General features: G+C 54.8%; 11 protein-coding genes. 10 read left to right on the forward strand and 1 reads right to left on the reverse strand.

Features of this window, described 5'->3' with window-relative positions; all coding sequences use genetic code 11:
• Positions 1–80 precede the first annotated feature (80 nt).
• From BN348_RS04795 to rseP, 8 genes are all read left to right on the forward strand, one after another.
• Positions 81–719: a redox-sensing transcriptional repressor Rex gene (locus tag BN348_RS04795; RefSeq protein WP_040196570.1), complete on the forward strand. Its 639-nt coding sequence runs from the start codon at positions 81–83 to the stop codon at positions 717–719.
• Between the two features lie 322 nt (positions 720–1,041).
• Complete coding sequence (locus BN348_RS04800) at positions 1,042–1,584, forward strand: phosphatase PAP2 family protein (protein ID WP_040196571.1); 543 nt, start codon at positions 1,042–1,044, stop codon at positions 1,582–1,584.
• Between the two features lie 884 nt (positions 1,585–2,468).
• On the forward strand, positions 2,469–3,176 hold the full coding sequence (gene pyrH, locus BN348_RS04810; RefSeq protein ID WP_156136412.1) for a UMP kinase: 708 nt from the start codon (positions 2,469–2,471) through the stop codon (positions 3,174–3,176).
• Positions 3,177–3,374: 198 nt separating this feature from the next.
• Positions 3,375–3,941, forward strand: a complete 567-nt coding sequence (frr, locus tag BN348_RS04815) for a ribosome recycling factor (RefSeq protein WP_420885252.1) — start codon at positions 3,375–3,377, stop codon at positions 3,939–3,941.
• A 42-nt stretch (positions 3,942–3,983) separates the two neighbouring features.
• Entirely contained in the window at positions 3,984–4,718 is a 735-nt protein-coding gene (locus tag BN348_RS04820; RefSeq protein ID WP_052446718.1) for an isoprenyl transferase, read from the forward strand.
• A gap of 293 nt (positions 4,719–5,011) precedes the next feature.
• The gene (locus BN348_RS04825) at positions 5,012–5,848 is read left to right on the forward strand and encodes a phosphatidate cytidylyltransferase (RefSeq protein ID WP_040196576.1); all 837 of its coding nucleotides are present in this window, start codon (positions 5,012–5,014) and stop codon (positions 5,846–5,848) included.
• A 25-nt stretch (positions 5,849–5,873) separates the two neighbouring features.
• Positions 5,874–7,052, forward strand: coding sequence for a 1-deoxy-D-xylulose-5-phosphate reductoisomerase (locus BN348_RS04830; RefSeq protein WP_040196578.1), 1,179 nt, complete (start codon positions 5,874–5,876; stop codon positions 7,050–7,052).
• Between the two features lie 18 nt (positions 7,053–7,070).
• The gene (rseP, locus tag BN348_RS04835; RefSeq protein WP_040196579.1) at positions 7,071–8,108 is read left to right on the forward strand and encodes an RIP metalloprotease RseP; all 1,038 of its coding nucleotides are present in this window, start codon (positions 7,071–7,073) and stop codon (positions 8,106–8,108) included.
• A gap of 680 nt (positions 8,109–8,788) precedes the next feature.
• Here rseP and BN348_RS04840 read toward each other — a convergent pair.
• Entirely contained in the window at positions 8,789–9,007 is a 219-nt protein-coding gene (locus BN348_RS04840) for a hypothetical protein (RefSeq protein WP_040196581.1), read from the reverse strand.
• A gap of 570 nt (positions 9,008–9,577) precedes the next feature.
• Here BN348_RS04840 and ispG point away from each other — a divergent pair.
• The gene (ispG, locus tag BN348_RS04845) at positions 9,578–10,615 is read left to right on the forward strand and encodes a flavodoxin-dependent (E)-4-hydroxy-3-methylbut-2-enyl-diphosphate synthase (protein WP_040196582.1); all 1,038 of its coding nucleotides are present in this window, start codon (positions 9,578–9,580) and stop codon (positions 10,613–10,615) included.
• A gap of 15 nt (positions 10,616–10,630) precedes the next feature.
• The gene (locus BN348_RS04850; RefSeq protein WP_040196584.1) at positions 10,631–14,983 is read left to right on the forward strand and encodes a PolC-type DNA polymerase III; all 4,353 of its coding nucleotides are present in this window, start codon (positions 10,631–10,633) and stop codon (positions 14,981–14,983) included.
• The last annotated feature ends 49 nt before the right edge of the window (positions 14,984–15,032 follow it).

Genomic DNA, 15,032 nt, shown 5'->3' on the forward strand with positions numbered 1-15,032 from the left:
GTAAATGGGCGTCTTTGCAGGATATCAGAATTCATTGAGCGGCATAGATTCATCTAAGAATACCGCAGATGGGGGTACATATGCCTAAAGATCAAAATGTTTCTCTTTCGGTTATACGCCGCCTGCCCCGGTACTACCGTTTTCTCGGGGAGCTTCTCAGAAACGGCGTGGAGCGTATATCCTCGAAGGAGCTGTCTGCACGCATGGGGCTGACCGCCTCACAGATCAGACAGGACTTGAACTGCTTCGGCGGTTTTGGACAACAGGGATACGGCTACAACATCTCCGCGCTCTATGTGGAGATCGGAAACATCCTGGGTATCAACAAAGGGTTTGAAACCATCCTGATCGGAGCCGGAAATCTGGGACGCGCGATCACCAAGCACATGAACTTCGAAAAGATCGGATTTCATCTGGCGGGTATATTTGATGTCGATCCACACATCATAGGACAGAGGATTATAGGTCTCACCATTCAAAATATCGACAATCTGGACAGCTTCTGCAAACAGCATCATCCGGTTGTGGCGGTGCTCTGCGTACCGCAGCAGACGGCGCGCGATCTGGCGAATCATCTTGTGGAACTGGGCGTCAAGGGATTCTGGAACTTCTCTCACTACGACCTGACCGTCGATTTCGAAAACGTGATTGTGGAGAACGTGCATCTCGGCGACAGCCTGATGACGCTTTGCTACCGCGTCAATGAGCTGATTGGATGAGTGTTTGTCAAATAACGATCAAATTGGCAGTAGATACCTTGCATGGGTGTCTACTGTTTTTTCACACGGGTTTGCCAACACATTTTTCCGGATTCGTGAGCGGATGCGGTATGCGTTCTCCGCTTTTTATATGACAGTCCCTTATCATCTCAGGGATGCACCGCGTGAATTCTTTGCGGGAAGCTGCGGTTGATGCTGTTACCACATAATGTGTTCGTGAGATCAACTTGTACAACCGCTTATTATATACTGTGTTCACTGAGATCATCGTGTACGGCGGCCCCTTCGCATAAGGCTGCTTTTTACAACAGGGAGGTGTCCGATGCTTCAATATTTCGACCTGCCGATCCTGCAGTTTATCCGGACGCACATCGTTCATCCGGCGCTCGACCCGGTCATGTCGTTTCTGGATTTCCATGGATTCGGGATTCCGCTGTGCATCCTGATCGGCGCGGTGCTTCTGTGCATCCGCCGGACACGGAAGTACGGATTGATCTGTCTGGCCGCCGTCGCCGTAACCGGTCTTGTCAATCTCGGCATCAAGGAGCTGGTTGCAAGGCCGCGCCCGTTCATCAGTCACGACCTTCCGCCGCTGATTCTGCCGCCGGTTGGGTATTCCTTCCCGTCCGGCCACACGCAGCAGGCGTTCACGGTTGCGACGGTGCTGCTGTTCGCCAACAAAAAGCTCGGCGTCATTGCGATGGCCGTCGCTTCGCTGGTTGGCTTTTCAAGGATGTATGTCGGCGTGCACTACCCGACCGACGTTCTGGTTGGCGCGCTGCTAGGCATCGCCATCGGATTTCTGGTCGACAGACTGATCGATTCCTGGCTGACACGCCGAAAACAAAGTCGTTCAGTCCGATGACATCTCCAGCATCCGCTTCCTATTTAACAGCAATGGCACTGGTCCTGAAAGGGCGATGGAGTGAGCAAGCACCTTTGGCGTTCTTCGGCCGAAGAATCATTTACGCAGCGGCTGCGGGAATTGGGGTACCGGTAAAGACCGTTGCAGGGAGCGTAGGCGTCCGCTGCCAGCCATTCAGCCACCCTGACCAAAGCTAAACGCCGTCCGCAGACGGCCGAAGCGGGTAGCGGGATATCAGAGGGGATTTTCAAGGGGGCCACCACCTGCGGTGGGGCGCTCGGCTGCGCCGTTTTTTCTGCCGCGTTGTTGCAGTGTGTTGGTCATAGGCTCTTTTCTTATTTCAGTGACGCGTAGCGCGTGCACCAGCGCAGCTGGCCCCCTTGAACGGCCTTTCTTGGTACCTTCTTTGGCCGGCAAAGAAGGTACTGCCACATTGCCAAAGGATTTTGGTAAACAGCGTAAAGCCGCTGCGCCACAGCGACACAGATACCCTGCCTGACAAAAATATCGCTTTTCAATTTCTTGACCACCTCAGCGGGCCTTAACAGGCCCGCTTTTTTCATCTTCCTGTCACAAAACGATGAAGAAACGATCCATGTTTTATGGTAACGTATGAGTAGAATCGTTCCGGAAAACTGTAGCCTGTTTGTAGGGAAAGTGTAAATAAACATCACAGTGCAGAAAAAACTGAGGGAAACCTCTTTACATAAAACAAAGCTTATTGTAAAATATATATTGATAATGTATGCAATTATTTTCTTCCAAAAATGGAAGACAGCCATAGCATATGATACAGGCAATGATCGTTCTGAAACAAAGGCGGAACCATTGCCCGTTTTTATGAGGAAAAGTATTGAAACGTCATGGAAGGAGTGTTTTGGGATTTGAGTCTGAAGTATCATAGAATCTTGCTCAAATTAAGCGGGGAAGCACTTGCAGGGGAGAGTAAATTCGGATTGGATTACGGCGTTGTCACCAACATCTGCAAATCCATCAAGGAATGCGCGGATCTGGGGGCCCAGATGGCAATTGTCGTGGGCGGCGGCAACTTCTGGCGCGGACGTTCCAGCGGACAGATGGACCGCACCCGTGCGGATCACATGGGGATGCTGGCGACGGTCATCAACGCGCTGGCCTTGGCCGATGCGCTGGAGGCGCTCGGGGTGGATGTGCGCGTACAGACGGCGATTGCCATGCAGGCGATTGCGGAGCCCTACATCCGCAACCGTGCGGTGCGCCACCTGGAAAAGGGAAGGGTGGTCATCTTTGGCTGCGGCACCGGCAACCCGTTCTTCTCAACCGATACGGCGTCTTCGCTGCGGGCTGCGGAGATCGACGCGGACATCATTCTGAAGGCCACCATGGTGGACGGCGTTTACGACAGCGACCCGAACAAGAACAAGGATGCCGTGCGCTACGACGAGCTGACCTTCAAAGAGGTGCTGAACCAGGAGCTGGCCGTCATGGATTCGACCGCCGCTTCGATGTGCAAGGACAACGACATCCCGCTGCTGGTGTTCTCGATCGACGATCCGCAGAACATCGTAAAGGCTGTCAAGGGCGAGGATCTGGGCACCATTGTCAAGGAATAAAAGCCGGCGGGCTTTTTATAAGAACTGATCATGGGCTATGTTAAGCTGACATAAAAAAATAGTATGGAAGTGGTTTTTCCTTCGCCATAGAAGCGGAGAAAAACCAAAAAGGCTGAAAGCTTATAAAACAAGCGTCTCTTCAGAACTTTTTCTTATGTTGCCTTAACGGTGCCTGATAATGTTTAAGGAGGAATTGTCATGCCAAATATGGAAGGTGTAGACTACAGTAAATATGAACACAAGATGGATAAGGTCGTTTCGGCCCTTTCCCGCGAGTACGACAGCATCCGTTCCGGACGCGCGACGCCGGCGGTGCTCGACAAAATTATGGTGGATTACTACGGCGTGCCGACCCCGATCAACCAGATGGCGGCGGTCAGTGTGTCCGAAGCGCGCATTCTGGTCATCCAGCCGTGGGACAAATCCACGCTGAAGAGCATTGAGAAGGCCATCCAGACATCCGACATCGGCATCAACCCGACCAACGACGGCAGCGTCATCCGCATCACGTTCCCGCAGCCGACCGAGGAACGCAGAAAAGAGATCTGCAAGCAGATCCGCAAATACTGTGAAGAATCCAAGATCGCCGTCCGCAACGCAAGGCGCGACGCGATGGAGGTCTTCAAAGGCATGAAGAAAAAGTCTGAAATCACCGAGGACGATTTGAAGGATATTGAAACCGACATCCAGAAGCTGACCGACAAGTATGTCAAGGAACTTGACAAGCTGGCGGAAAGCAAAGAGAAGGAAGTCATGACCATCTAACCCATCACGGCAGCGTGATCGGACTTTTTGAGGAGGCAGGCTATGTTTTTTATGAAGAAGAACGCAGGGCCCCGGCAGGAAATGGTGATACCGGCCCATATCGGCATCATCATGGACGGCAACGGAAGATGGGCGAAAAAGCGCGGCCTGCCCCGCAAAGCCGGGCACCGGTACGGTGCGAAGGCGATGGAGGAGATCTGTAAATATGCGCGCGACATCGGCGTGCGTTATCTGACGCTTTACGCCTTCTCGACCGAGAACTGGAAGCGTCCGCAGGACGAGGTGGATTCGATCATGAACCTCCTGCGCAATTATCTCAAGGATATCACCAACCATCAGAAAGAGGAGATCCGAACGAAATTTATCGGGGACAGGAGCGGTCTTGCCCCCGATATCGTTGCGCTGATGGAGGAAGCCGAGGAGAAGGGCGCGCATTTTGACAAGCTGACCGTCAACTTTGCGATCAACTACGGCGGCAGGGACGAGATTGTCCACGCTGTCCGGGAGATTGGAAAAAAGATTCAAGACGGCGCCCTGCAGCCCAGTGATATCGATGAGCAGACGCTGGAAGACTTTCTGTATACAGCGGGCCAGCCCGCTCCGGATTTGATCATCCGGCCGAGCGGGGAGTTCAGAACCTCCAATTTCATGGTGTGGCAGAGCGCCTATTCCGAACTGGTGTTCATGGATGTGCTGTGGCCGGATTTTGGTCCGAAGGATTTGGACCGGGCCATCGAGGAGTATTCGCGCCGGAACCGCCGCTTCGGCGGTGTGTAACGGCGGCATGCCGGGACACAGGACCGCGTCTGCCGGCAGGCGGGATGCATCCGTGTACGGCGGAATCGAATTTCGATATACAGAATCAGTTTTATAAAGGCATATGAAATGCAGTTCGGTTGAATGGAAGCAGATTGACGGCCATATATCGGGTGGATGCATCAGCCAAAGATAAACTGCATACCTGTTACATAGGAAGCGCAACGCGCTCCCGACTCATTTGCCGCGCTGCCGGGCGGGATCAGCGCATATCCTGGGACATCACAGAAGATCGGCTGCTATGGGAGGAAAACATGAAACAAAGAATCATTACAGGCATCGTCGGCATTGCGCTGTTAAGCGTTGTGCTGTTCTTTTATCAGACCATTGTATTTGACATTGTCATCGCGCTCGTATCGGTGGGCGCGGTGCTGGAAATGCTTGATGTGTGCAAGGTGCGGGACAACACCCCGGTACTGGTCACATCCCTTCTTTTTGCGGCATTGGTGCCGTTTCTGCGCGGTGGGTTCCTTTCCCCGTATGGAAGCCTTGCACCATATGTGTTCGCCGGCGTGCTGCTGGTGCTGATGATCATCCAGTATCCGAAGCTGAGATTCGACAAACTCAGCATCGCGTTCTTTTCAAGTATGCTGATTCCGTACGCGTTCAGTACGTTTTTATATATCCGCGACATGATCACGGAATTTAATCTTTTATACCTGCTGATCATCCTGGTCGCCGCGATGATTCAGGATATCTTCGCCTACTTCGTCGGCAAGTTCTTCGGCAGGCACAAGCTGATCCCTTCGATCAGCCCGAACAAGACGGTGGAGGGCGCCGTCGGCGGCTTCGTCTTCTGTGTGCTGGGAACGCTGCTGACCGCCTACATCTACCAGCAGGTCATCTTCTCGATGGGTACGCAGTTCCAGATCCATTACCTGTGGCTGGCGTTGATCGCGGCGGTTCTGGCTGTGGTCGGCGTGCTGGGAGACCTCGCGGCGTCGGTCATCAAGCGTCAGAATGAGGTCAAGGATTTTGGAAACGCGCTGCCGGGGCACGGCGGCATTCTTGACCGGCTCGACAGCATGCTGTTTGTCGCGCCCACCATGTACATCCTGATACAGTTTATCCCACTGGTTTCGCCGATGTGATGCGGCGGGAAAGTTGGAGGTTGTTATGAAAAATATTACGATACTCGGTTCCACCGGTTCCATCGGCACCCAGGCGCTGGATGTCATCGACAAGCTGAACGCGCTGGCAAAGCGGGATGAAAACGCGCCCTCCTACAAGGTACTGGCTCTGACGGCGCACACCAACATGGACCTGCTCGAAAAACAGGTCCGGATGTACGAGCCGGTTTACGTCTGTGTCACCGATCAAAAATCCTATGAAGAGATCAAACTGCGGCTTCGTGAAACCTCCGTCACCGTGCTGTACGGCATGGACGGACTTTGTGAGGCCGCGTCTTTGCAGAAAAACGACCTTGTGCTGAACGCCCTGGTCGGCATGGTGGGGCTGCGGCCGACCCTTGCCGCCATCGGGGCGAAGAAGGATGTCGCGCTGGCGAACAAAGAGACGCTTGTCGCGGGCGGGCAGCTGGTCATGCAGGCCGCGCGGGAGAACCATGTGAAGATTCTGCCGGTCGACAGCGAGCATTCTGCTATATTCCAGTGCCTGGCGGGGCATAATTCTAAAGAATATCTGCATAAACTGCTATTAACGGCCTCCGGCGGCGCGTTTTACGGCCGCAAAAAGGAGACCCTCCGGTCGATCACGGTCGAACAGGCCCTGACCCATCCAAACTGGCAGATGGGCGCGAAGGTCACGATCGACAGTGCGACGCTGATGAACAAGGGCCTTGAGCTGATCGAGGCGGCCTGGCTGTTCGATGTCGACCCGAAGGATATCGAAATCGTCGTGCACCGCGAAAGCATTGTGCATTCGATGGTGCGTTATGTGGACGGCAGCGTCATTGCGCAGATGGGCGTACCGGATATGCGCATCCCGATTCAGTACGCGCTGACCTGGCCTGCACGGTTTGTCTCCCCGGTCAAGCCGCTGGATCTCGTTTCACTGGGCAGTTTGAGCTTCGGCGAGCCGGATGAGGACACCTTCCTGTGCCTGCCCGCCTGCCGCGAAGCCATCCGGCGCGGGGGACTGTATCCATGCATCGTCAACGGTGCGAACGAACAGGCCGTCAAGCTGTTTCTGGATCATGAGATCGGGTTCCTGCAGATCGGGGAACTGGTCAGGGACGCGCTGAACGTATCCGTTTCCACTGGAAGCTACACGGTGGAGGATGTTCTGGAAGCTGACAGGACGGCGCGCGAAGCGGTATTGACAAAAATTCGATAGAATGGGTTGTGATACAATATGAGTGTTGTATGGACAGTACTGATAGCGGTTCTGGTCTTCGCGGCGCTGATCTTTATCCATGAGCTGGGCCATTTCCTGATGGCGAAGTTAAACGGCATCAAGGTCGATGAATTCGCATTGGGCATGGGCCCGACGCTGCTCAAATGGGGCAAGGGCGAAACCACCTACGCGCTGCGGCTCTTCCCGATCGGCGGCTTCTGCAAAATGGAAGGCGAAGACGAGGGCAGCTTGAACGAACGGGCGTTCTGCAATAAAAAGGTTTGGCGCAGGATTCTGGTCGTCGTTGCCGGCGCGCTGACAAACATCGTGCTCGGATTTATCATCCTGCTGTGCCTGACCTCCAGTCAGGACCTGATCGGCTCGACACAGGTTGCGAAGTTCAATGAGGGCAGCATCAGCCAGAACTCCGGCCTGCAGGCCGGGGATATCATCGAACGGATCAACGGCAACAAGACCAACATCGACTACGACATCCTGTACGCGCTGATGCGTGACAAGGACGGCGTTGTGGATATGGAGGTCCTGCGCGGCGATGAGATTGTCAAGCTGGATGCGGTTAAGTTCAACATGCAGGAGCTGGAGGACGGCACCAAAACCATTCAGCTGGACTTCAAGGTCAAAGGCGAGGAGAAGACCTTTTTGAATGTGGTGCACCATTCATTCTTCTGGACGGGCGCGATCATCAAGGTTGTCTGGACGTCACTTTTGGATTTGATCACCGGAAACTTCGGGTTTAACCAGCTGTCCGGGCCAGTCGGCGTTGCGACGGCCATCGGGCAGGCAAGCTCGATGGGACTGAGTTCGCTGTTCCTGATGATTGCCTTCATCACGATCAACCTCGGTGTATTCAACCTGCTTCCATTCCCGGCACTGGACGGCGGACGTCTGGTCTTCCTGATCATCGAGGGCATCCGCAGAAAACCGATCAAGCCGGAGTATGAGGGGTATGTGCATCTAGCGGGCCTGCTGCTGCTGTTCCTGCTGATGATTGCGGTTACGTTCAACGATATTGCACGGTTGATTACCGGCGGTTAAATGATAGAAGAAAGCAAAGGAGCCTTCCGGAAAGAAGTCTCCTTTGCTTTTTTTATTTAAGATATCCTCATGATAAAAAATGAACCGTTATCTAGCAGCCATCTGCCATGGAACATCACCTGCGGTGGGGCAATCGCCTACGGCGTTCTACGACAAAAAATAATTTACGCAGCAGCTACGGGAATCGGGGTACCTGGAAAGACTGTTGCAGAGATCGTAAGCGTCCGCTACTAGCTATGTCCAACCACCCAACCAAAAACAAAACGCCGCCCGCAGGCGGCCGAACCACCTGGCGGTGGGGCAATCGCCTACAGTGTTCTACGACAAAAGATAATTTACGCAGCAGCTACGGGAATTGGGGTACCTGGAAAGACTGTCGCAGAGATCGTAAGCGTCCGCTGCTAGCTATGCCAACCACCCAGCCAAAAACAAAACGCCGCCCGCAGGCGGCCGAAACAGGTAATGGGATATCAGAGGGGATTTTCAAGGGGGCCATCTGGCTAGGAGCGGCACCGTGCATGGCCCCCTTGAACGGCCTTTCTTGGTTACTTCTTTGGCCGGCAAAGAAGTAACGACCACTTTGCCAAGGTATCTTGGTAAACACAGTAAAACTGCTGTACCACAGCGTTACAACAATCACCCTGCCAACCTATCTTGATAAATTGAAATAGTGCGCTGAACTACAGCGTTCTATTTTTGTTTTTCGCGCTGGATTTACCGTTCATATCTGTAAATATCGCCTCGGAGATTTTGTCGTGTTCAGCCTCAAACACCATGATATTTTTTCGGATTAAAATCAGTATCTGCCTGTTTAAGAAACGTCCGTCGTAGTCTGATACAAAGCGGATTTTGCGAAGTTCGCTTTCTTCAATTCGTACGGTTAAACACTTGATAGTCAATCATATCCACCTCCCAGAATCTATGATACAACACAGAAAATGTGCAATATCCGGATTGGATATCGGTGTATATCTACAATATTTTTAAGAGGTATAAAAAGCGGCGAATCGGCGTCCAAGACATATTCACAATACAGGGGTTAAAGGAACAGGATTTCTGCCCGGCTGTGCAAGCTCCGGCAGATCGGCCTCACCCATGCGTCATTCCACCATGACAGGAGTATGCAACTGGTTTTGGTTCTATCTTCTAAACGCAGTATTCCATTTAAGGCTTTGCGTCCGTAAAATATCGGGGAGATTTTCTTGATCTTTACCCGGTTTGTGTTATAATATATAAAGAACAGATGAGCAAACATCGTTGGGCTTGTATGCAGACAGTTCGCGGATTTTTGTATCAGCCATTGTGTCTGCAGGAAGCTTGAAAATATGCACATTTGAGACAGATTGTCGTCGTGGAAAACTGGTTCCTTCGGCGGTTTTTTGTTTTATCAGCGGCACCGAAGAAGTCGGGGTGGCTGTGTACAGAGATAAAAAGAAAAATATGCTGTTATTTCGGATGAGGAGAATGATATGACCAGAACGGTGAAGGTGGGAAATAAAGTACTGGGGGGCGGAAATCCGGTCCTGATTCAGTCGATGCTGAATGTGCCGGCGAATGATATCGAGAACAGCGTCAGGCAGGCCGTCCAGCTCGAACAGGCCGGATGCGATATCCTGCGGGCGGCCATTCCGGATATGCAGGCGGTCGGGCTGATCCGTGCAATCAAGGAAAAAACAGAGATCCCGCTGGTGGCGGATATCCATTTTGACTACCGTCTGGCACTTGCGTCCCTGGAAACGGGCATCGATAAAATTCGCATCAATCCCGGCAATATCGGTTCGAAAGAACGGATTAAAGAGGTGGCGGACGCCTGCAAAGCGAAGGGAGTGCCGATCCGCATCGGGGTCAACTCCGGCTCGCTTGAGAAGCATGTGCTTGAGAAATATGGAAAGGTGACGCCCGAAGCGCTGGTGGAAAGCGCGCTGTACCATGTCGGCCTGCTTGAGGAATTCGACTTTCACGATATTGTGATCTCGCTGAAGGCGTCGGATGTCCCGACGATGATCGAAGCCTACCGGCTGATGTCCGAAGCCTGCGGCTATCCGCTGCATCTCGGTGTGACCGAGGCCGGCACCGAACGGATGGGACTGATCAAGTCCTCGGTCGGCATCGGCTCGCTGCTGTGCGACGGCATCGGGGATACGATACGCGTATCGCTGACCGCCGATCCGGTCAAGGAGATCGCGGCGGCCCGGGATATCCTAAAAGCTATCGGAAAATATGACAAGGGCGCGCAGATCGTCGCCTGCCCGACCTGCGGCAGAACCAAAATCGATCTGATTTCGCTTGCCAACCAGGTGGAGCGGGCGCTGGAAACGGTGGAAAAGCCGATCAAGGTTGCCGTCATGGGCTGCGCGGTCAACGGGCCGGGCGAAGCCAGAGAAGCGGATATTGGCATCGCGGGCGGAGACGGCTGCGCGCTGCTGTTTAAAAAAGGAGAGATCCTGCGCAAAATCCGCGAAGAGGATATTGTCAGGGAACTGCTCGAAGAGATCGGCAGGATGTAGAAGGGAAGAGATGGATTGGCCGCACTGAAAGAACTCATCGGGAGTTTTGTAACCGATAAAATATTGATGGACGCCGTTGGCGACGGGGAGATTCTAGCCATGCAGGCGGAGATGGAAGACCGCTCTCTCACGCTGCGGGTAAAATACCAAACGCTGCGCAAAAAGAAGATGCTCTACAGCTGTGAACACGACCTGTGTGAAAATCTGCAGCTTGGCGTGGTGCGCATCCTGCCGGTGTATGATGAAACACTGTTCACCTCCGACTATTTTCCGGAGGTGGTCGAGGAGCTGCGGCACCGGAACGTGCTGTGCAACGGCTTCTTTGAGAACTGCGGCACCGCGTACATGGACGGTGTTCTCACCGTCACGCTGCGGCACGGCGGGCACAAGATTTTGACCGAGAATCGCTGTGCCGAGATGATCCGGAACATCCTGCGCGATGAGTTCGGCATTATGGTGGAGGTGCGGTTCGACGGTGTGCTCGATCTGCAGATCGACGACAAGCACTATCAGGAGATCATCGACGTGAAATCCGCGCCGCCGGTCCGTCTGCAGGAGAAGCCGTCCGGCAATGCCCCGGCCGCTTCCGCGTCGGGATCCGCGTCCGGCGGGCAGCAGAGGCCGGCAATGAAAAAGTCCTCGCTGCAGTTTGACAGCAACGGACTGCCGTTCGACCCGAAGAGCGCGAAGCTCGTGCTGGGCCGCGCGATCAAACAGCGGCCGGTGGAGATCAAATCGCTGTCGCCGGACAGCGGCAAGGTCGTCATCTGGGGCGATATCTTCTGGACCGACCGGCGCGAATTCCGCGACGGCAAGGGCAGCATCTTCTTCTACAGCATCACCGACTACACGTCGTCCTACTCGCTCAAGATCATCGCGGACAAGGAAAAATCCAAAAAGGCCGAGATGCTCACCAAGGGCACAACCATCCTGATACAGGGCGACGTCAAATACGATAAATATGACAACGAATACTCGATTATGCCGGACGACGTCATGATCGTCGAGAAGGTGGAACGCACCGACACCGCCGAGAAAAAGCGGGTGGAGCTGCATCTGCATACCAATATGTCCTCAATGGACGGCATCACAGGGGCCGACAAGCTGGTCGAGCGGGCCTTCAAGTGGGGCCACAAGGCGCTGGCCATCACCGACCACGGCGTCGTGCAGGCCTATCCGGACGCGATGAACGCCGTGAATAAGATCCGCAAGAACGGCGGGGAATTCAAGATCATCTACGGCATCGAGAGCTACTTTGTCAACGACATGGTGCCGGTTGTGGACGGCAAATCCAAACGGCGGCTGGACGACACCTTTATCGTCTTTGACCTGGAGACCACCGGCCTGTCGCCCGCCACCGAGCGGATGACCGAAATCGGCGCGGTCAAGCTGAAAAACGGCGAGGTCGTCGATACCTTCGACATCTTTGTAAACCCGGAAAAGGCGATTCCCTACAACATCACCGAGCTGACCGGCATCTCCGACGATATGGTCAAGGATGCGCCGAAGGAGCTGGAAGCGCTCGAAATGTTCTATGAATTCTGCGGCGAGGATGCGACGCTGATCGCGCACAACGCAAACTTCGACGTGTCGTTCCTGCGCGCGGCGGCCAAGCGGCACGACAAGCCGTTTACATATTCCTATATGGACACCATCCCGCTGTGCCGCGCGCTTCTGCCCGAGCTCAAGCGGTATAAGCTGAACCTTGTGGCAAAGCATCTGAAGCTGCCCGATTTCAACCATCACCGCGCCTGCGACGACGCGAAGGTGCTGGCGGATATCTTCGTCATCCTGTCAAAGCGCCTGCAGGAAGAATACGGCGTCGAGACGGTCGAGCAGATCAACACCAAGCTCAGCGGAAGCGACCCAAAGAAGCTGAAGCCTTACCATCAGATCATACTGGTCAAAAATCTGACGGGACTCAAAAACCTGTACACGCTGGTTTCCAAGTCTCATCTGAATTATTTCTTTAAGAAACCGCGCATCCCGAAGAGCGAGCTGATCAAGTACCGCGAGGGACTGCTGATCGGCAGCGCCTGCGAGGCAGGCGAGCTGTACCGCGCGATTGTCGAGGGAAAGCCCTGGGGTGAACTCTGCGAAATCGCAAAGTTTTACGATTATCTGGAGATTCAGCCAATCGGCAACAACCTGTTCATGATCCGCAACGGCACGGTGGACAGCGAGGAGACGCTGCAGGAATACAACCGCACCATCTGCAATCTCGGAGGGAAGCTGGGCATACCGGTCGTCGCGACCTGCGACGTGCACTTTATGGACGAGCGGGACAGCATCTTCCGCGAGGTGCTGATGGCCGGCCAGGGCTTTGCCGACGCTTCACAGCAGCCGCCGCTGTTCCTGCGAACCACCGACGAGATGTTAAAGGAATTCCAGTACCTCGGCGCGCAGAAGGCCTATGAGGTCGTAATCGAGAACACCAATAAAATCGCGGACATGGTCGAGACGATCAAGCCGATTCCGGACGGAACCTATACGCCTACCATCGACGGCGCGGAGGAGGACCTGCAGCGCATCACCTGGCAGCGCGCGCGGGATATGTACGGCGAGGAGCTTCCCGAGGTCGTCAAAAACCGTCTGGATAGGGAGCTTACCTCGATCATCAAGCACGGGTTCGCCGTGCTCTATATGATTGCGCAGAAGCTGGTGGCCAAGAGCGAGAGCGACGGCTACCTGGTCGGCTCAAGGGGATCGGTCGGCTCGTCGTTCGTCGCAACGATGTCCGGCATTTCGGAGGTCAACCCATTGCCGCCGCACTATGTCTGCAAGCACTGCCGCTACAGCGAGTTCATCACCGACGGCAGCGTCGGCTCCGGCTTCGACCTGCCGGAAAAGAAATGTCCGAACTGCGGCGCAGAGCTTGAGCGGGAAGGGCACGACATCCCGTTCGAAACCTTCCTTGGGTTCAACGGGGACAAGGCGCCGGATATCGACCTCAACTTCTCGGGCGAATACCAGGCCAACGCGCACCGGTATACCGAGGAGCTGTTCGGCGAGGGGCATGTCTTCAAGGCCGGCACCATCTCTTCGGTTGCGGAGAAGACGGCGTTCGGCTTTGTCAAGAAGTACATGGAAGAGACCGGCCGCGTTGTGCATAAAGCAGAGGAGATGCGTTTGGCGCAGGGCTGCACCGGCGTCAAGCGCACGACCGGACAGCATCCGGGCGGCATGGTCGTCGTGCCGCGGGAATACGACGTCGAGGACTTCACGCCGGTGCAGCATCCGGCCGATTCGGCGGCATCGGGCGTCGTGACCACCCACTTCGACTTCCATTCGCTGCACGACACGATCCTGAAGCTCGACATCCTCGGACACGATGTTCCGACGCTGTATAAGCATCTGGAGGATTATACCGGCGTCAAGATCGGGGATGTCCCGATGAGTGACCCGAAGGTCATCAGCCTGTTCACCTCCACCGAAGCGATCGGCGTATCGCCTGAAGACATCGACTGCAACACCGGCACCCTTGCACTGCCGGAGATGGGCACGCCGTTTGTCCGCCAGATGCTGATCGAATCCCAGCCGAAGTGCTTTTCGGACCTCCTGCAGATTTCCGGGCTTTCACACGGAACCGATGTCTGGCTGAACAACGCGCAGGACCTGATCAAGAACGGCACCTGCACGATCTCCGAGGTCATAGGAACGCGTGACAGCATCATGCTCTACCTGATCCACAAGGGCCTTGACCCGAACATGGCGTTCAAGATCATGGAGATCACACGAAAGGGTTTGGCGCCCAAGCTCATGACCGACGAGCATATCGCGGCCATGAAGGAGCACGATGTGCCGGACTGGTACATCAAGAGCTGTAAGACCATCAAGTACATGTTCCCGAAGGCGCATGCCGCGGCCTACGTCATCGCGGCCATCCGGCTGGGATGGTATAAGGTGTATTATCCTCTTGAGTTCTATGCGGTCTTCTTCACGGTGCGCGGCGGCGACTTCGACGCCATCAGCGCGGTGCGCGGCAAAAGCGCCGTCAAGATGAAGATGCAGGAACTCAAGAGCAAGGGCAACGAGCGCACGGCGAAGGAGGAGGAGCAGTACACGGCTTTGCAGGTCACCAACGAGATGCTCTCCCGCGGCTGTGAGTTCCTGCCGGTGGACCTCTATAGGTCCGACGCGGTCAAATACAAGATCGAGGACGGCAAAATACGCCTGCCGTTCTGCTCGCTGAAAGGACTCGGCGAATCGGCTGCCAAGAGCCTTCAGGAGGCCGGCCTGGCCGGGGAGTACATTTCGATCGACGAGGTTATGAACCGCGCCGGCGTCTCCAAAGCGGTCATCGAGATTCTGCGGGAATCGGGCGCGCTCAGCGGCATGTCCGAAAGCAGCCAGATGTCGCTGTTTTAGATTCTGAACAACATCGCACTACCAAACACAGGGCATCCTGTATGGTTCG

This window comes from Candidatus Soleaferrea massiliensis AP7, assembly GCF_000820765.1.
GTDB lineage: Bacteria > Bacillota > Clostridia > Oscillospirales > Ruminococcaceae > Soleaferrea > Soleaferrea massiliensis.